The sequence below is a fragment of the Bacteroides sp. HPS0048 genome, assembly GCF_964240755.1.
GTDB classification, from domain to species: Bacteria; Bacteroidota; Bacteroidia; order Bacteroidales; family Bacteroidaceae; genus Bacteroides; species Bacteroides nordii.
On the sequence record NZ_CAXSVC010000040.1, the window covers coordinates 1 to 19,915 of the forward strand.

Below are 19,915 nucleotides of genomic sequence, written 5' to 3' on the forward strand. Positions count from 1 at the left end.
TTGCGGATAAACTATCAGCAATCCCTTTAGTTCATTCTGTACAGGTTTAGACCAAATATCGAACTGCTGATTCGCATTATTAATAGTTTTATAGCTTGTTTCGTAGAGCCTGTTCAGAATTGTTTGTATATACCAGGTATGTCCGTCTTCCAGATCATAAATGTAAGAAAATATCTCTTTCGGGAGTTCTCTTTCTGCTTTTTCGAAGAATCTCGAAGCAAACTGATAATAAGTTTCTTTCGGAATCTCTTTCAGGACCATCATTTGAGTACTTTGGTAGAAAGGTCGCTTGCCCGAAGTGAACATTTCCTCCATGACATGCTTCTTACTACCGGAAAAAATGAAATGTACATTAGGTGTAAACTGAATGTAAGATCGTAACAGTGCTTCTACTCCCTTTTCCGGATATTCTGTTATCTGCTGAAACTCATCAATGGCAAGATAACAACGTTTCCCGGAGTCTTTTATATAGTCGAATATCTCTTTTAATGTTTGCTCTGATTGTTCCGGTAGAAAATCGAGTGTTACGGTTGGTGTTCCGGTCCTCTCATCTGCGCTGATTACCGGGTGGCAACTTTTAAAGAAAGACATCAGCTTTCTGAGTGCACTCTGTGACAATGTATCCAACTCTCCCAGCACTGTCCTTGCCAATAATTGGACGAATGCTTTTAAGTCACGGGTAGAGTAGATGTCCATATGAAAGCAGAATATTTTTTTTCCTGCTCTGCCATATTGTGAAACACATTTTTGATAAGACCGGTTTTACCCATGCGTCGGGGAGCAATGAGGGTAAGGTTTCGCTCATTGTTCAAAGCCGATGTGATCTTTTGAGTTTCAGTCTCTCTGTCGCAAAAGTATGCCGGGCTATGATAGCCGTAAACTAAAAAGGGATTATTCGGTTTCATCATAATTACATATTTTACGTTACACAAAATGTGTAACGTAAAATATGTAATAAGTTTTTGGATACGCAACCTTTTCTCTTCCTTTATTCATTTTTCATTAGAATTAAAGAATGAAAAAACACCTCAAGTAAATATCACTTGCATATATAAAGAGTATATCTTTATCCAAATCTAACTGATGTTTAAAGACTTAATCCGTCCAGCAATTCCAAATATAGCCCTATTGCCTCTTCCATCTCCTTTAGCATCACATATTCGTCTGCTGTATGTGAACGGGATGAACGTCCCGGCCCTATTTTAACTGATGGGAACGGCATCAGTGCCTGATCTGAAAGAGTAGGGGAACCAAAAGGTGAACGCCCCAATTTGATGGCCTTTTGAACAAAAGGATGTTTCTCTTCGATGCGTGAGGAGTTCAGACGGAAGGAACGTGCCTCAGCCTTACAACTAATATGCTTTTGTATTTCGGCAAACAGTTCTTCGTTAGAGTATAACTCATTGCTTCGCACATCTACTACAAATGTACAGCGGTCCGGAACCACATTGTGTTGTGTGCCGGCATTGATTACCGTAACACTCATCTTGACCGGACCTAATAAAGGTGATTCTTTCTTGAAACGGTAGTCGCGAAACCAGGCAATGTCATCCAGTACTTTGTAAATAGCATTGTCACCTTCGTTGCGGGCAGCATGTCCCGCTTTCCCGGTGGCAGTGACATCCAGTACCATAAGACCTTTTTCGGCGATGGCGGGTTGCATTTCGGTGGGTTCGCCCACAATAGCAAATGAAATGGGGGGAAGGCCTTTCAATACACTCTCGATACCATCCTTGCCAGATACCTCTTCTTCGCAGGAAGCAAGGTAAATAAGGTTGTATGATTGCTCCGTTCTACATAGTTGCAGGAACACCTGTAATAACGTTACTACACTGGCACCGGCATCATTGCTACCTAACCCATAGAGTTTTCCGTTTTCTTCTCGTGGAGTGAAAGGGGCTTTACGCCAGCCGTTTACGGGCTTTACTGTGTCAATGTGCGAGTTGAGTAGAATAGTGGGTTTCTTCAAATCAAACATCGGGCTAAGACACCAAATGTTGTTGCCTTTACGTCCGGTAGTCATGCCTTCTGCTTCAATGTAATTTTGCAGATAGTCAGCAGCCTGAGTTTCTTCACGGCTGATTGAGGGGATGGCTATAAGCGATTTAAGCAGGCTTACGGCCTCCGTTGTCAGATAAGATACGTCATATTTCATGGTGCAAACTTACTGATAATTATTGAAAAAGGCGATAGTTTCAAATAAAACTAATATCTTTGCCCTATATTTACTAACAACAAATAGATATGATTGAACATCATTTATCTGTCTTGGTCCATCGTCAGGCTCAAAAGTATGGTGATAAGACAGCTCTTCGATATCGTGATTACCAGACTGCACAATGGATTCCTATCTCCTGGAATCAGTTTTCAGAAACCGTAAAACAAGCTGCAAGTTCTCTTGTTGCACTTAGTGTAGAGGAAGAAGAAAATATCGGTATCTTTTCGCAAAACAAGCCGGAATGTCTTTTTGTAGATTTTGCAGCATTTGCTAATCGTGCAGTGACGGTTCCGCTTTACGCTACCAGTTCTCCGGCACAGGCGCAATACATTATTAATGATGCACAGATACGTTTCTTGTTTGTGGGCGAACAGTTTCAGTATGATGCTGCCTTTAGCATATTTGGCTTCTGTCCGTCGTTACAGCAGATTATTATTTTCGACCGTGATGTGGTGAAAGATCCCCGTGATGTGTCGTCTATTTATTTTGATGAGTTTCTGGAAATGGGTGAAGGGCTACCCCACAATGAGGTGGTGGAAGAGCGAACTTCACGTGCTTCAGAAGATGACTTGGCTAATATTCTCTATACTTCCGGTACAACGGGCGAGCCGAAAGGTGTAATGCTGCATCACTCTTGTTTCCTTGAAGCGTTCCGGATCCATGATATTCGCCTGGTGGATATGACGGACGAAGACGTCTCTATGAATTTCCTGCCGTTGACTCATGTGTTTGAGAAAGCATGGAGCTATCTTTGCATCTATAAGGGGGTGCAGATTTGCGTTAACCTTCGTCCTGCCGATATTCAGATGACAATCAAGGAAATTCGTCCCACACTAATGTGTAGCGTTCCTCGTTTTTGGGAGAAGGTGTATGCGGGTGTACAGGAAAAGATTGCCGAGACGACCGGTATCAAGAAAACATTGATGATGGATGCTATCCGTGTTGGCAGAATACACAATATTGACTATATACGTCAGGGAAAGACTCCGCCGTTAATGCTTCATTTGAAATATAAGTTTTACGAGAAAACAATTTATTCATTGCTGAAGAAAACAATTGGTATTGAAAATGGTAATTTCTTTCCGACTGCCGGTGCGGCGGTACCCGATGAAATTTGTGAGTTCGTTCATTCTGTGGGTATTGATATGCTGGTAGGTTATGGATTGACAGAATCTACGGCTACCGTCTCTTGTACTTCCAAGACTGGTTATGATATTGGTTCGGTAGGCCAGGTGATGCCGGATGTAGAAGTGAAGATAGGAGAAGATAATGAGATTCTGCTGCGTGGAAAGACTATCACTAAAGGATATTATAAGAAGGCGGAAGCTACCGCAGCTACCATTGATGCTGATGGATGGTTTCATACGGGTGATGCCGGATACTTTAAGAACGGGCAGTTATACCTGACGGAGCGTATCAAAGATTTGTTCAAGACATCCAATGGTAAGTACATTGCTCCGCAAGCTCTTGAAACAAAGTTAGTCATTGACCGATATATCGATCAGATTGCTATTATTGCCGATCAGCGTAAGTTTGTATCTGCATTGATTGTTCCGGTATATGGCTTTGTGAAAGATTACGCCAAAGAGAAAGGTATTGAATATAAGGATATGGAAGAATTGTTGCAGCATCCCAAGATTGTAGGATTGTTCCGTGCCCGCATTGATACCTTGCAGCAACAATTTGCTAATTATGAACAGATAAAACGCTTTACACTCTTGCCTGAACCGTTCAGTATGGAAAAGGGTGAGTTGACAAATACATTGAAACTAAAACGTCCGGTGGTAGCCAAAAACTACAAAGAGATGATAGATAAGATGTACGAGGAGTAATTAGCAATCATAAAAAGAGAATCCCACTATCAGATTAAAATCCGGTAGTGGGATTTTTATTTTATCTATGGAACGATTTGGATGTTATGAAGAATGAATTCTTTACCGCTTTTGTCATCGTATTCAAAACTTATAATATGACTTTCACTCTTATTTGAGTCCAAGATAATTTCCGGATACATATAATTTCCCCAGCCATCTTTAAAGAATGTACTGAGTTTTTGCCGTTTACCATTATCAAGAGTAACATATACATTTGCCGCTTTTTGAGAATTGATTGTTTTCTCAAACATAATTGTGATTATGGAGGCTTTGACTGTAAATTCCAGTGGTTTACCTTTATGAGTAGTGCTCCATCCTCTTGAAGTCAGTTCCCAATCCGGGTTGTCGATATGAGTGAACGGATATATGCAGGCTTGTTCATATCTATTCTGGGTAAGTGGAACCGGTAGAGTTTTCTCGTTGAATATCTCCTCTAAAAAATGAGTGACTAAATTACTGATAATTTGATGTCCTCTGTCATTTGGGTGTACTTCATCTGAAGAAATTTCGCTCCATACCATATTACCATTCTGTATTTCAGGATATAAAGCATCACGATAGCTGATATACGGAATGTGATAATGATTACAGACCTCTAAGTGATATTTCTGCCATGAGTTTCCTTGCATATCCATCAGTCCTAATGCAAGTATGGCAGGTTTGTTTTCTGATTTCAGAATCTTACGTATAAGTCCTTCATAGCTGGCTTTTGTTCTTGACTCGCCTTGATCGTTGACACTAAATTCTATAATAACAATGTCGGGTTTGTATGAAAGTAAATCCCCGTCGACTCTGTGTACACCGAAAAGTGAGTTAGTAGCTCCTATTCCTGCATTTACAAAATGTATTTCAGTTTGAGGAAACTTCTTACGAAACCATTGAACAACCAAAGGAGCATAGGCTGTTTGCTGAAAATCGGATGCGTTTGCTCCTGCAGTTATCGATCCGCCTATTACTCCAACAGTTAACTTCTTGTTTACTTCAGCTCTTTTGAATATCTCTTGTATCGGTGCGGTAGTATAAGTATTTTTTATACTTCTTTGATACCACTCATCTCGCATGATGGCCGTATTTTGAGCAGTTACGGTGGCTGAGGATAGGTAGAAGCAAAATACCATCAATAGATTGTGGAAGTAAAGTGTACGTGCTTTATTGAAATTCATATTAATTACCTTTGAGATTGTTTACGATTTCTGTGACTGACATTCGGGCATAACAAATGATCTCGTCGCTGGCACCGTAGTAAAGGTGTATGGTATCTCTCTCCAAATAATGTCCGTTTGAGAAAATGACTTCGCCGAAGAAACCTGTTTTCTCGTAAGGCTCTAATGGTTCCATGATTGGATGAATAGAACGTGAAAGAACAACAGAAGGATCGTTTAGATCGAGCAGCATGGCACCAAGACAGTATCTGTTATCATAGGTTGCTCCGTGGTAGATAACCAACCATCCTTCAGGAGTCTTTATAGGGGATGCACCGGCACCAATTCTTGCTTCGTCCCACATACCCGGGCGGGTTAATGCAATACATTTATGCTGCCCCCAATGAACCAAGTCGGGAGATTGCGCTATCCAAATATAATTTCCTCCTAATTCATGGCAACTGGGACGATGCAAGGCATAATGTGTGCCATTGATTTTTTCTTCAAAAAAAGCACAATCTTTATTATGAGGAGGGAATATCAGACCTTTACGATCGAAATGTTGCCAGTCTGTGGTTTGCATTAAACCGATACCGACGGCTACCGGGGATATGGCAGAATAGGTTAGATTGAACTTACCATCGATATATGATACACGGCAATCTTCGATTCCAAAACTCTCCAGTTGGCCTTCACCAAAAATGGGAGGGTAGTTTATATCTTCATAGAAATGAATATTGTCATCGCTGAATAATAATCGTTGGTAAGACAATGTGGTGAGATAATCCTGGCCCTTATAACGTATTACGCGCGGGTCTTTAGCATCAAGGTCCGGATCACTTTTTCTGAAAGTTATTTTTTCAAATTGTCCGTTGGAGTTTCTGATGATAGTGGATATTTCTCCGTCTGTTTGAATTGGCCTTTCGGCAACACGTAGTAACAAGCAGGTTTTGTTATTAAATCTAAATACTCCCGGGTTGAAAATACAAGCTATTTCCATACCCGGTATCATAGGGGCTAAATCCTGTGGTTTAATCAGTGGATTCAGTTCTGAGCGATAAGCTAAATCTGTCTTTCTCATTTCTTAGTATGTTTTTTATGATAAAATTAAAAATCAAAACAAAGAAACGCCGCTTATCGGAAAACCCGGTATCGTAGGATTACAAAAGAGTATGATGCTTATTCATTCATAGCTTTTGAACCATGTTTTTTTCTATATTCTCCAGGAGTAAGATTAAATTGCTTGCTGAATTCGTGATAAAAGTACGCTTTATTATTAAAACCACAATCAAACATTATTTCCTGTATTGTCTTGTTGGTCATTTTCAATAATTTCTCTACTTGATTCATTCTTATTTTTCGGATGAATTCAGTGGGGGTTTCTTCTTTTATCTCTTTCAGTTTACGGTAGAGCATTATTTTGCTGATTCCCATTTCATTGGAAAGCATTTCGATTGATAGGTTTTCGTTGTCTATATTCTCAGAAACAATCCTGGTTAGTTTCAGGATAAATTCTTTTTCTTCTTTATGAACAGTTTTTCCTTCAATTTTTTCAATAGCTGATAAAGGAGAAGCATAGAAATCTTTTAAGCTTCTGCGGCTTGTGAGAAGACGGTCAATGGTTGTTTCAAGGAGCATTGAATTAAAAGGTTTTCCTACATAAGCATCTGCTCCGGTTTGTAATCCTTCAATTTGATTATCAATAGAGGTTCTGGAGGAGAGAAAAATTACTGGTATGTTGGCAGTTGTACTTTTATCCTTTAAGTGATTGACAAATTCAATTCCATTCATTTCCGGCATTATGATATCGCTGATAATTAAATGGATACTGTTCTTTTCTACCATTTCTACACCTTCTTTCCCATTAGAAGCAAACAATAAGCTATATTTATGTTTCAATAAGCCATATAGTAAATTACTGATTTCTTTATCGTCTTCTACAATTAGGATTACTGTTTGAGACATGTTGTTAGTGTCCGTATCTGCCAATTCTGTAATATCTGTATACTCTGTATTTATGGGCGGTTCTTCTGTTACCAATGGAGGCATTGAGACCGGTTGTTTGTTTGTGAGTTCTAATGCCGGAAGAGATATGGTGAATTGAGTATAATCATTTAGTTCACTTTCCACTTCAATTGTACCCTTCAAAAGATCAGTTAAAGCTTTGCAGAGTGCCAATCCGATTCCATTCCTGTTTTCTCCTTGCGCCATTTGTTTTTCAAACTGATCAAGTATCTTGAATCGATTGAATATGAGATGAATATCTTCTTTCTTAATTCCTTTCCCGTTATTTTTGATTTGAAGGATAAGATGTTCATTAATTTGACTGATAGATAAATGGATATATCCATTTATTGGGGTGTATTTAAAAGCATTGGATATAATATTAAATACGATCTTTTCAAAACAACTGCGATCAGTGATCCATGTGTTGGTATCATCTTGTATCTGAATTGAAAACTGTATGTTTTTTTGTGCTGCGGTATTTGTGAAATAATCAGTTATGTATTTTACAAATTCATGTATGTCAACAATTTCAGTTTGTAACTCTAAAAAACCAGTTTCTGCTTTACGAAATTCAATCAGTTCCTGAATGAGCTTTTGCATCCGTCCGGCATTAGAGTGTATTGTTCTAACATATCTTTTAGCCTCCGGCTCCATATTTCTTATTTTTAGTAATTGCTCTGAAGGAACGAGAATCAAAGTTAACGAGTTACTGAATTCATGTGCTATATTTGTGAAGAACCTAAGTTTGGCTTGATGAATTTCTTCCGTTTTAGTCTTCTCCAAATTGCTTAGTTCTAATGTATGTTTCATTTGGATTCTATTTTTAACTACTGAATAGATAACAAATAGAATACTGATGGATGTAAGAAAATAGAAAAGATAAGCCCATTTACTCAGCCACCATGGTGGAAGTATACGGATCGGAATTTCGTAGATATCCTCTGACCAGATTTTATTGGCATTGTTAAATCTGATTTTTAATATGTAGTCGTCCGATGGTAATTTATTGAGTACAATTAGCTGTGAAGTTCCCATTTGTATCCAGTTCTTTTCATAAGGCGCAAGTTTATATTCTATTTCACATTTCATACCTGATATGTAATCGATCGGAGTAAATTTAAACCCTATCAGATTTTCAGTATGGTTGAGCACAATCATTTTTTTTCCATTGATCTTTTTAGTAAATTTACGGATGTCAGCATTCTCATTGTTTATAAGAAAATCATCGAAATTAAGCCGGGGAGAGAAAGTGGTTTCAGGAATACTTTGGGGGTCAAATTTATTGTATCCATTAATACCACCGAAAAACAAATTGTTTGTGTAGGAAGACTTATAGGAGGCACCATCAGAAAACTCGTTGTTTTGTAGTCCGTCGTTTTGATAGTAAGAAATGATTTTATCGTTATTTTTGGATAATTTGCCTAATCCTTTGTTTGTGCTGATCCATATATTACCATCATTGTCTGCTTGTATGCCATGTATCGTATTATTGGGCATACCATCTTTCTCGGTATAATGTTTGAAAGATATCGTTCCCTTTTCGTATTTTTGCATGAGATTAAGTCCGAGGCTGGTTCCTATCCATAGCTGATGGTCAGGATCTTTGTATAAAGTAATGATATCATTGTTGCTGATGGAGGACATTTCTTTTTCTGAAAAGCGATAGGTGGTAAAAGTATAGGTATGTGTGTCCAGATGATTGAGTCCTCCTCCCCGGGTACCAATCCATAAACCGTTATGATCATCAGGAATAATAGAGAAAATAACATTGTTACTAAGCCCTTTCTTATTATGATCCTGATAGATGAATTGTTTATATTCTGTGACTTCATAGGGAGTTTTTGATCGGTCTATAGTTAATTTATAGAGTCCGAATCCATTCGTACCTATCCATAGTGTATGATCATTCTGAATATAAATGGCGTAAACGGAAATGATATCAAGTTTCTCATTCATTTTCAGAGTATATAATTTTTTTGTTTTATAATCCCAATAATTTAGTCCTTTACCATCTGTTCCTATCCAGCATATGTCATTTTCCTTTCCTGCTAATGCATAGACGGAGTTGTTGATCAGACCATTATTAGTCGTAAATTGTGCAAAAAGATTTTCGGTAGTATCATCTTGAAAGATATATAGGCCAGAGCCTTTGGTACCAATGAATAATTGTTTGTTTTGATTTTCCCAAAAACAGCGTACCGGACTGAGTCCATAAATAGATGAATTTTTTAATGAATAGGATGTGAACCGATTATTCTTTGGTGTGAGCATAATAACACCTTGTCCGTCTGTACCTACCCATAGTATATCTTGTGTTCCCTTATAAATAGAAAAAACAGGGATATCTTCTATAAGAGTTGTTATTTCATGGTTTTGGGCCTGGATGGAAAATAAGCCATTGGCTGTACCGATGACATAGCCGGTCTTTTCAAAAATAATAGAAGAGATGACTTTAGAGAAAGGTATTTCCGTTATTTTTGTTTCAGTTGGTACATCATAGATATTGATATGTCTGTTTTCATTTTGTTCCCATATCTGATTTGTGTATAGATTGTAAAAAACATCATGGGATGACTGGCTTAAGATGACCGGTTTTATATCTTTTATATCAGGCTTGTTTTTACTCCAGTCCAGATTGACTCTGTATAATGAATTGTTGTCAGTGAATAGCCATAAATTATCATCCTTATCAAAAAATAGTTTTTTCAAGGAGGTTTCTTTTAAGTTTCTTATAAGGATGAAATCCGACAGTTCTTCATCAAAATAATATAATCCAGTGTTGTATACTGAAGCTATAACTTTATTGTGGCTGTTTTTACAGATTAAAAAAGAGCGTTCTTTAAAGATGGAATTTTCTTTGTTATCATAGAAGAAAGATTGAAACCGCATAGCTTCTGGAGTGTATAGATTGATCCCATTATCTGTAGTGATCCATAGTCTACCTTTTGTTGTTTCAATGATATCTCTGATTATATTATTAGTAATATTACCAGGAACATTGGGGTTGGGTTTGAAGGTTTTGAATTCACGGCTATTATATAAATTCAAGCCATCCCATGTCCCAAACCACATTAAATTGTTGGAATCCTGGTAGATTACATTCACCGAACTGTTAGATAAGCCTTCATTATTGGTTAACCTGTTTATGACGACCGGAGAGACATCGGCATATGTATATACAGTAATGAGTAACAAAGTAAGTAGATATAATACTTTCTGCATGGTGTTTTTCTGTCTTGATTGGACAAAGTTATACGATCTGGCCTGATTCCATGTCTTAAAAAAACAGCAATGGTATTAAAAAGTCATAATGGGACTTATTCGCCGGAAGGAGGTACGGACTCAGGAGAGCTCCCCCATTCCGGGTTCGCTCTGTTCCCCATTATAAGAATTAATTTTCCACCATTTTTTATTTCGTCATGGCTAAACCAGGGCTTATTCCACTTTTTACCGTTTAAAGTAGCCGATTGAATATATTTGTTTTCTTCTGAATTATTGAGAGCTTCTATTTCGAAAGTCTTTCCATTTTTTAAATCTATTTTTATAGACTGAAATAACGGACTTCCGATATTGTAAACAGGAATTCCCGGTGTTACCGGATAAAATCCCATAGACGAAAATACAACAAAGGCTGATAAACCTCCCCCATCTTCATCACCGGGAACTCCCATCAGGTCGTTTCTGAACCATTGTTTGAGCAATTGTCTGATGCGCTTTTGAGTCATCCAGGGTTTACCGGCATAATTATACAGATAAGGGATGTGGAGCGATGGTTCATTTGCCATGGAAAATTGGCCAACATTGCCTGTATGATCCGGAAATTGACGATAAAATAGAAATTTTTCCATTCCAAGTGGTTCTGTGAATAAGTCGTCAAGATTGCGGATGAACTGCTTTTTTCCTCCCATTAATGTGATCAGGTCGGAAATACGATGAGCAACATCCCAACGATAAATCCATCCGTTGTTTTCATCATAATATTCTCTTCCTCCTTGTCCTCCTGCATATCGATAATCAAACGGCATAATGAAATTACCATTTTTGTCCTTCGGATGGAAAAAAGAAGTTTCTTCATTAAATAGATTCCGATAGTTGTAGGAAGCATTTAAGAAGTAGTTATAATCATCGTCAAAATTTAATTTCTTTGCTATTTGTGATAGGCACCAATCGTCATAGCAGGTACCTAAAGTGACGGCTACTGCCTGTCGCTTTTCAGTAGGAGAAACTTGCGCTACTGTCTCTTCTTGGTCCGGATGTAAAGCCGGGTAGTATCCTTTTGTCCTATAGAATGTGTCTAATTCTGTGTAAGGTGCTTTTTGCCAAGGCAGAAGGGTCTTTTCGGTTAATGCCCCTTTGCTGGTTTTATAGGCAGTTTCCAGGTCAAAATTAGTAAGTCCTTTAATGTATGCATCCCAGAGAACGATTACTCCATGATTTCCATTCATCCGGTGGCTATCACCTGTGATCTCCGGAAATGTAGGTAACCAGAATTCTGCGGATTGTTCGGCCATACGAAGATAAGAGTGAATCATTGCCTGTTCTGCTTCCGGATCTATCAGAATACGTAATGGGTGGGCAGCCCGATAAGTATCCCAGATCCAATCGTCCGTATAGAAAGGAATTCCTTCATCGTTATGTATTTGATGGTCGAATGCACTGTAATATTTTCCTTCTTCCGAGATATTGATCATTCGTTCGTATACTCTATATAGGGAGGTATAGAAAACTATTTTATCGTTTTCATTTCCTCCCTTTACAGAGATACTACTTAAAGCCTTATTCCAGATATCCTTTCCTTTTTCGGCTACCTGATTAACATCAAAGGTTCTGATTTCTTTTCTTAGATTACTTTTAGCTTGTTCACTGCTAATAAAAGAGATTCCATATCTGATATTTATGGTTTGTGTTTCTTTATTATATTTCAGAACAGCAGATTTATTTTCACCGTTGATACTGCTTGCTCCATAATAGACGGATGTGCCGGATAGGAACCCGGTAGAGTGAGGCTTTTGTTCTGTCTCTAAATATAGGTATATTTTGGTTTGGCTATTATCAATTATCTGATACCCTTCTATATGACCTTCTTCATTGAATGTTAGCTTTCCGTTGCCTACATTCAATAAAATAAAATTAGCTTCTTTCCGGTTTTCTTCAAATTGTATGGTGTAAATGGCTGACCGGTGTGAGGGTGCATAGTCAACGTTGATTTTATTTTTATCAAGAAAAACGGTGTAACGGTAAGGAGTTATTTTTTCTTGGTCGTATGAGTAATAGACTTCAGAACAGGCATCGGATTCATTCCCCTGAAATGGATTGAGGTTGAACACGGAACTTCCTCTATGACTTGTAACGGCAATAGGCAGACCTTTAATCAATTCGGAGGTATAATTGGCTCTTTCAGGATATACTCTTAGCATACTATTGGGCAGATGTACGGTCGGATAGGTTGGTACTAACAGATGACTGATATTACCCATGTATGGGTTTACATAATCTACCGGAGTCTTAGTATTTTCAGAAGAACAACCGGATAATAGTATTGTAAAAAGATAAGAAGCTATATAAAGAAGGGCTGGCTTGTTCATGATGTCTCGGTATTTTTAGGTGGCTAATTTAATGAGAAACGATTACTTTATTAGAATATAATTCTCCAGGAAGGTGCAGGCAGATTAAGTAAGGTTGTGGGTGATAATTGTTTAAATAGTATTTTTTTTCGCTTTCTGTAGATACTTTTTGATTGGCGAGAATTGCTTGCAAACTGCCTTTCAAATCATATAGGTAAAGCGAGTAGATTTGATTTAGTGGAACATATATGCTAACAAACGGACTGGATGTGTAATTGTTGGATATTTTCATTATTTCATCATTCACATTGTTTACTTTTATCTGACTTGGGTTCCCGTCTTTGTAGACGGGAACTGATTCTCCATAATTTGTCCGGATGATCCGGGGAGTATTTATATAGCTTCCACTGATGGAATAATTTCCTTCTGTATCACATTCTATATTAAGTACGTCGTTTCCATAACGGATACCACTGATTGTAGCTGCTTTTCGGAATAGATTCTGGATATAAGGTACTCCCATATCGTATCGAAAACCATTTTTGATCATTACGAAGTCAATTATCATACTGGCACCGAATAGAGAGGGGCGTACTCCTGTTGGATAAGGTGTATCAGTTGTTTCATACTGTTCGGAGAACCATCCTCCGGAGCGGCAGATATCTCGGATACAAGCATCGATTACATTCTCAGCTTTTTTTGTTTTTTGATGTTCAAGTAATCCATATAATGTATAGCTAACATCTGGATATTTTGGAAATCCCATACCCGAACCTCCAAAATTCTTTTTCGGATTGAAATTGAAAGAAAAAAGTGAATATAAACTTTCGAGATAATCTCCTGAAAGCAAATTCATGTGCAGACCGGATGTTACCCAATATGGATGCCCTTCAGATCTGCCTTGTGTGGAAAGATCATAATACTGTGAAGGAAAAGTTGTTGGTGTACGCCAGAACCAGGGTAAGCACTGATTATAAAAATCTTTCTGTTTGGTTCTCCATTCATTTGCTGTTTGCTCATCACGGATTATTTCACTAATTTTGATCATATAATCAATATCAATAATAGCAGAGAAGGCAAATTCCGCATCTTTCTTATTTTTATCCGGATATGAATTATATATCCAATGTGGGTAAACCAGTCGCCAGTTTAGATATCTTTCTAATGGAGCATATATTTTTTCAAGACGTTCTTTGTCTTGGGTGGTTTGATAAAGTATCCAGGCTGTTTGGGCTTTTCTGGACGGAAGGCTTTCACCCCCTATTACCCCATCTTTGTCAGTGAGTGACATGAGTCCTTCAAAAGCGTCCCAAGCCGTTTCCGGGTCAATGAAAGCATAGAATTGTATGCCAAAGAAACTCTCCCAGGTAGCACTATAAGGAGCCCGATCATCCGATTCGTCCCACATAGATCCCTTACCTGTTACTACTTGTGGATAAGGAAAGTGTACCGGATCTGGTTCAAGGACATTTTGAGCTACGAATACCCAGGCGTTGTAATAATCTCTTCTGACTTGTTCGGCTGTTATACCATAATTATCTACAGTTTCGATAGAGAAGTTTGAAGGGCAGGGAACCTTTTTTAGGAAGTTGTTCCAAAACATCTTACGTTCGGCATATTGAGTTTGCATATTATCCCCATTAAACGGAGCATTGATACGATTGGTTATAGTAGAGGAATCTTCTTTGTCGTTACTATATGAGAAGGCGACAGCTGTTCTTAACTCATTCTTTTGAAGTGAATTAATATTGAATTTTACAGCCCAATAAGGGCCATATCCAGGATTGGATGAACCGTTTATTTGAGATTTTAATTCAATTTTACTTTTGTAGAAAATAATTTCGGAAGGAGAAAATACATCAGATTTTACAGCAAATGAGAATGTACCATTATTGGTTTTCAGAATGTCATTGGTTACTGATATATCTTTACCTGCGTAATAACCTGCAAGTATAAAAGAACTATTGTTGTTTGACGGATCAAATTTAATTTGTCGGGCGATGGTATTCTTATCGTAGAAGAAGTCGGTTCCGGTGAGAGTGGTTCCATCGGAATAAGTGGCTTTAAAGGGTAGTTCATTGGGTAACCATTCGGTTGAATAAGAGACTGCTTCTTCACAGGCCTCTTCACCGTTTATGCCAATGAAGCGCATGTCACCGAGTACAAAGTAAGAATTTAAACCGATAGCCCATAAGTTGAAAGAGATTCTTTGATTACCTTTCCAGGTAGTAAGTTCGCGTAAATCGTATTCAAAGGTTCCTGTACCGGATGCATCCGTTCGAAGGGTAACTTCTTCATTTTGGGTGTTTCTAATTTTGAGAGACCATTTTCCGGAAGCTTGTGGCATGTATAAAGTGAGTATTGGAGTCTTATCCAGATCAATAGAAATACGATTGGTGGTAGTTAGTGATTTATAGGAAGGATTTGCGTTACTGTTTACACTCATCTTGAGTCCTTCTTCGATAATCTCTAATTTAGAACCATTCTCAGGATACCACTTTACTGTGCTGGTTAGATCGGCTTGCCAGCCGGTTTCTAAAGTAGAAGCAGACGATTGCCCTTTGTATCGATATAGGAATAAAGCATTATCTATACGCCGTTCGCCGATACGTTCCGTACTAAGATAACCGATGTTTAGCGGGAGTGAAGGATGGTTTGAAAAATCAGATGGAGTAGTTGAGGGAGTTGCATTATAAAAAGCAAAAGGATTTAGAACTAATCGTGATCCCGGGATACTTAAGTCCCTGCTTTGATTCTTATCCGATTCACGGAGTTGTTCCGTATCAGGTATTTGTGCACAAATACAGAATGGCAGAAATAAAATGAATAGAGAAGATAATACTTGTTTCTTCATGGTACTTTCATTATGAGGATTAAGAATTTACAAATTTATGATTATCTGCATCATATATATATAACCTGTTCTTATTTATAGTTTTTAGTCGGTTAATATGCGTGATTACAGATAATCATATTCTGAATTTTAATTAACAATTACTTTTGTTGTTTTTTCCCCGATTTTAACGAGATATAGCCCTGCCGGAAGATCTATATCTTGTTTGCTATTAGCTGATATTATACTTTTTATTATAGCTCCGGTCGAACCAAAAATAGTAATAGCTTTATTTTCTACATTATTCAATACAAATCCTCCGGGTTTATTAGTCAGTGTCGTAGGATTGAATACTTGATTTAAACCGGTTCCGCCGTCTCCATAAAAATGTAGATCACTGATTACTAATCTTTGTCCTTGTCCGATTACCCATAGATACAGTTCAAAAGAAACTTCTCCACTGTCTTCTCCTAAAATAGAAGGTATGGTCCCCTCGAAGTTGAATTCTCCAAATTCAGAAGAGTCACCACCACCTGCTGTAGAACCAGTAAGTAGAGATGCCTGATCCGGAAGATCGGGTGCTGCTATTTTAACATTCCATTGTGCGCCTTCATCCCCTTCGGTCGTAATACTGAAATTAGGGTATTTTTCCAGATCCAGGTCTATAATACGGATATACGTCTCTTGCCAGGCTGGTTCGGCTGCGGTCCAGACTTCGAGTACTAAATTACCTTCTTCTTCATAAATGTCCATGTTCTTGCCTTCCGACCATTCTTCGGGGTCCAGGCTAATAGACTGAGTCTGTGCATTTACACTAATGATGAACGAGCTTACCAGAAGTACTCCGGTTGTAAGTAGTAAATTTAAAGTTTTCATACGCATTGAATTTAAATGATTAATAAATGTGTGGCAAATATAGGAGATTGGGGTTATTGCACAGGTCTGTTATTTTTTCATATTGTTATGCTAAATCTTTATTTCAGATATTATTGCGCTGTATACTCGTTTGCTAAATAAACATACTTTAAAGTATTGAATGGTTCTTATATTTGTGCCTCAATTAATCGTATTACTAATTAAAATCTACTATTATGTATTACCTGAAGTCTAATTACTACATCAGAGGTATTCTTTTCCTCAGATTACTTTTTATCTTTTGTTTTTTATGTGGTGTGACCCTAGTACAGGCTCAAAATGCTGTTACCGTTAAAGGGACAGTAACATCTCCCGAAGGTGAACTGTTGATAGGAGTGTCAGTAACAGTAAAAGGTGACAAGAATATAGGTACGGTTACTGATATGGACGGGCATTTCCTATTGCGGGTACCCTCTGCAAAAACTACACTCCGGTTTTCTTATATTGGATATCGTGATTGTGATGTTGTGGTCGGAGATAATAAAGAGTTGCTGGTAGAAATGACAGAAGATATCCATTCATTGGATGAACTTGTGGTTGTAGGATATGGGACACAAAAGAAAGCTACTTTAACCGGAGCTGTTTCCTCAGTAAATAACAGTCAGATTATTACTTCTACCAACAGCAATCTACAACAGAATATAGCAGGAAAAATGGCTGGTGTAAAAGTGATAACTAATTCAAGCGAACCAGGTGCTTTTAAATCACATATTGATATACGTGGAATGGGAGAACCGTTGGTTGTTATTGATGGGGTAGTAAGTGATATGGCAACTTTCAACCGACTATCTGCCAAAGAAATAGAGAGTGTGTCGGCATTGAAAGATGCATCTGCTGCCGTATACGGAATGCGGGCTGGTAATGGCGTACTCCTGATTACAACTAAAAATGGGAAAACCACCGGGAAGGCTAAGATAGAATATTCCGGAACCTATGGGTGGTCTCATCAAACCGATTTACCGGAAATGATGAACGCATTTGAATGGGCTTCTATGATTAATGAAGTAGGGTTAGCCCGATATGCTAATCCGAAAGGAACCTATACGCCAGAACAGTTGGAGGTATTTAGAAATACACCGGATTTTGATTTATATAGCCAGTATATTAAAGATTTTGTACCCCAGACCAATCATACTATAGGTGTTTCCGGTAGTGTGGGAAAAAATCAGGAAGTGAACTATTTTATTAATGGGAGTTACTTTAATGAGGAAGGTATGTTTAAATCCGGATCAATGGATTACGAACGTTTTAACTTCCGGACAAATCTGACTGCGAAATTAGGGTATGGATTGACGGCTAATGTAAATATCGGATATATTAAAGATGAGAAGAATGCACCTTTTCAGGATGCATGGAACCAGATAAAATGGATGTGGTTTACTCCCCCGGTAAATCGTGAAACGAATGAACCGTTGACAAGTATATATGCAAATGGCAATCCTGACTATCCGGCATATATGGGAGCTGAATTGAATCCTGTAATTAACTCTGATTCGGAAAATGGAGGCGGATATAAAAAGAATAAATCAGATCGTACTTCTATTCAGACCTCTCTCAATTGGGACATACCTTTTGTAAAAGGGCTAAGTGCTAAGTTGATGTATAACTATAGTCGTTATAATACTCTTTATAAAGGATGGAATCCTGCGTATACTTTATATACATACAAGGATGAACAATATATTCCTAAAACTTATATGTCACCCAGTACATTAGTGCAGGATGTGCATTGGGCAACTACTAATGGTTTACAACTATCTGTAAATTATAAAAGACAGTTTGGACAGCATACTATTGATGTTCTTGGACTTTTTGAACAGTCGCAGAATAGAACAGAATATCAGGGAGCTCAACGTTATTATACATTTGATCTGGACGAACTGGCTGCTGGTAATAATGACAAGACACAGGTGATAGGTGCCTCATTTCCTGACATTATCAGGAGGCAAGGCTATGTGGGCCGTTTGAATTATAACTTTGCGGAAAGATATTTGTTAGAACTTGCTTTTCGTTACGATGGTTCTTCTATGTATACAGGAAGTGGGCAATTTGGATTATTTCCTGGTGGCTCTGTTGGTTGGCGTTTGTCGGAAGAATCCTTCTTCAAATCTATAAAAGCTTTATCATTTATTGATAATTTGAAGTTAAGAGCTTCTTACGGAGTTACTGCTGATGATGGGGTAGCTGCTTATCAATGGGTGTCAGGTTATACCTACCCCAGTGGCTACTATTATTTTGGAAACGATAAAATGAATGCTATTTCTGACAGGGGGGCAACTAATCCGAAATTAACCTGGATTGAAAATAAACTGATGAATTTTGGTCTTGACTGGGACATGTGGAATGGATTATTTGGAGGAACTGTAGAGACTTTTGTCAGAAACAGGACTGGTATACCTGCCCGAAGAAATGCTTCTATACCGGGTGTGACAGGCATAGATCTGCCACAAGAGAATTTAAATAGCACACGTACCTCAGGTTGGGAGATAACTCTTACCCATAGCAATAAAATCGGAAGTGTAAAGTATGATTTTACCGGAAATTTTATGTATTCCAATACAAAGAATATATATACCGAGCGTGCTCCTTCATCCAGCTCTTATCGTAATTGGAGGGAGAATGTGAACAATCGTAATAGTGGTCTTTGGTGGGCTATGGAATGGGGAGGTGTTATAACACCCGGTATGGATATTTCTACTTTGCCCAACGAAGAAGGTACCTTTCAGAATTCAATATTGACACCGGGAGACTTTTATCATACAGATCTGAATGGTGATGGTTATGTGGATGGAGAAGATATTTATCCTTTCTTCCATAAGGGTTATCCGAAAATTCAATATGGATTTACAATTAATCTGGAATGGAATAATTTTGATATAAATCTACATTTCATGGGTGCAGGTAAAAAGAATGTAGTATATAGCGAATTCCTTAAAACACCTTATGCATTTGACGGATCTGCCGGAGCTTTGAAGTTTCATACCGACCGGTGGAGACAGGATGAATCCGGTAATTGGATTGCAGGCACTTATCCCCGTTATCGGGATAATTCATATTCTTTCAATTACCGGGATGATACCTGGCGTATTATGGATGCAAGCTATTTGAGGCTGAAAAGCGTGGAGATCGGTTATACTATCCCTCAAAGATTGACTCGTAAGGCAGGTGTGTCACATGCCCGTATCTTTGCCAATGGCTTTAATCTGTTGACATTCTCTAAATTGAAGAATATGGATCCGGAATATCCCGGTTGGGATGTTGATAATCCTGAAACAGGTAGTGATACGAACTGGGGATATGTTTATCCAACTTCTCAGAATTTTAATATCGGATTGAACCTAACTTTCTAAAAAGCAACAAAT

9 protein-coding genes and 1 pseudogene are annotated in these 19,915 nt (G+C 38.0%); 2 read left to right on the forward strand and 8 right to left on the reverse strand.

Annotation, left to right across the window (positions count from 1 at the left end; all coding sequences use genetic code 11):
- Positions 1–75 precede the first annotated feature (75 nt).
- Together ACESQI_RS21260 and ACESQI_RS21265 are read right to left on the reverse strand one after the other, a co-directional pair.
- Positions 76–905 (reverse strand): annotated as a pseudogene (locus tag ACESQI_RS21260) (ATP-binding protein); the annotation flags it as partial.
- 182 nt (positions 906–1,087) lie between these two features.
- Positions 1,088–2,155 (reverse strand): M20 family metallo-hydrolase, encoded by a 1,068-nt coding sequence (locus ACESQI_RS21265; RefSeq protein ID WP_373127058.1) that lies wholly within the window; start codon positions 2,153–2,155, stop codon positions 1,088–1,090.
- A gap of 89 nt (positions 2,156–2,244) precedes the next feature.
- On the opposite strand from ACESQI_RS21265, the gene ACESQI_RS21270 reads away from it, so the two are divergent.
- Complete coding sequence (locus ACESQI_RS21270) at positions 2,245–4,050, forward strand: long-chain fatty acid--CoA ligase (protein ID WP_002558825.1); 1,806 nt, start codon at positions 2,245–2,247, stop codon at positions 4,048–4,050.
- A gap of 65 nt (positions 4,051–4,115) precedes the next feature.
- Here ACESQI_RS21270 and ACESQI_RS21275 read toward each other — a convergent pair whose 3' ends face one another.
- The 6 genes from ACESQI_RS21275 to ACESQI_RS21300 form a co-directional block, all read right to left on the reverse strand.
- Entirely contained in the window at positions 4,116–5,255 is a 1,140-nt protein-coding gene (locus ACESQI_RS21275) for an SGNH/GDSL hydrolase family protein (RefSeq protein ID WP_256142205.1), read from the reverse strand.
- Position 5,256: 1 nt separating this feature from the next.
- On the reverse strand, positions 5,257–6,315 hold the full coding sequence (locus ACESQI_RS21280; RefSeq protein WP_007483501.1) for a glycoside hydrolase family 130 protein: 1,059 nt from the start codon (positions 6,313–6,315) through the stop codon (positions 5,257–5,259).
- A gap of 98 nt (positions 6,316–6,413) precedes the next feature.
- Positions 6,414–10,463 carry a two-component regulator propeller domain-containing protein gene (locus ACESQI_RS21285; RefSeq protein WP_373127061.1) on the reverse strand — a complete coding sequence of 1,350 codons (4,050 nt, stop codon included), beginning with the start codon at positions 10,461–10,463 and terminating at the stop codon, positions 6,414–6,416.
- Between the two features lie 95 nt (positions 10,464–10,558).
- Complete coding sequence (locus tag ACESQI_RS21290) at positions 10,559–12,826, reverse strand: GH92 family glycosyl hydrolase (protein WP_373127063.1); 2,268 nt, start codon at positions 12,824–12,826, stop codon at positions 10,559–10,561.
- A gap of 28 nt (positions 12,827–12,854) precedes the next feature.
- Positions 12,855–15,659 carry a hypothetical protein gene (locus ACESQI_RS21295; RefSeq protein ID WP_373127065.1) on the reverse strand — a complete coding sequence of 935 codons (2,805 nt, stop codon included), beginning with the start codon at positions 15,657–15,659 and terminating at the stop codon, positions 12,855–12,857.
- 129 nt (positions 15,660–15,788) lie between these two features.
- Positions 15,789–16,514 carry a T9SS type A sorting domain-containing protein gene (locus ACESQI_RS21300; protein ID WP_002558831.1) on the reverse strand — a complete coding sequence of 242 codons (726 nt, stop codon included), beginning with the start codon at positions 16,512–16,514 and terminating at the stop codon, positions 15,789–15,791.
- Positions 16,515–16,810: 296 nt separating this feature from the next.
- On the opposite strand from ACESQI_RS21300, the gene ACESQI_RS21305 reads away from it, so the two are divergent.
- Entirely contained in the window at positions 16,811–19,903 is a 3,093-nt protein-coding gene (locus ACESQI_RS21305) for a SusC/RagA family TonB-linked outer membrane protein (RefSeq protein WP_373127067.1), read from the forward strand.
- Positions 19,904–19,915: the final 12 nt, after the last annotated feature.

Coding starts and splice junctions, on each gene's coding strand:
- ACESQI_RS21265 (WP_373127058.1), bottom strand. CDS start 2,155: ATGAAATATGACGTATCTTATCTGACAACGGAGGCCGTAAGCCTGCTT.
- ACESQI_RS21270 (WP_002558825.1), top strand. CDS start 2,245: ATGATTGAACATCATTTATCTGTCTTGGTCCATCGTCAGGCTCAAAAG.
- ACESQI_RS21275 (WP_256142205.1), bottom strand. CDS start 5,255: ATGAATTTCAATAAAGCACGTACACTTTACTTCCACAATCTATTGATG.
- ACESQI_RS21280 (WP_007483501.1), bottom strand. CDS start 6,315: ATGAGAAAGACAGATTTAGCTTATCGCTCAGAACTGAATCCACTGATT.
- ACESQI_RS21285 (WP_373127061.1), bottom strand. CDS start 10,463: ATGCAGAAAGTATTATATCTACTTACTTTGTTACTCATTACTGTATAT.
- ACESQI_RS21290 (WP_373127063.1), bottom strand. CDS start 12,826: ATGAACAAGCCAGCCCTTCTTTATATAGCTTCTTATCTTTTTACAATA.
- ACESQI_RS21295 (WP_373127065.1), bottom strand. CDS start 15,659: ATGAAGAAACAAGTATTATCTTCTCTATTCATTTTATTTCTGCCATTC.
- ACESQI_RS21300 (WP_002558831.1), bottom strand. CDS start 16,514: ATGAAAACTTTAAATTTACTACTTACAACCGGAGTACTTCTGGTAAGC.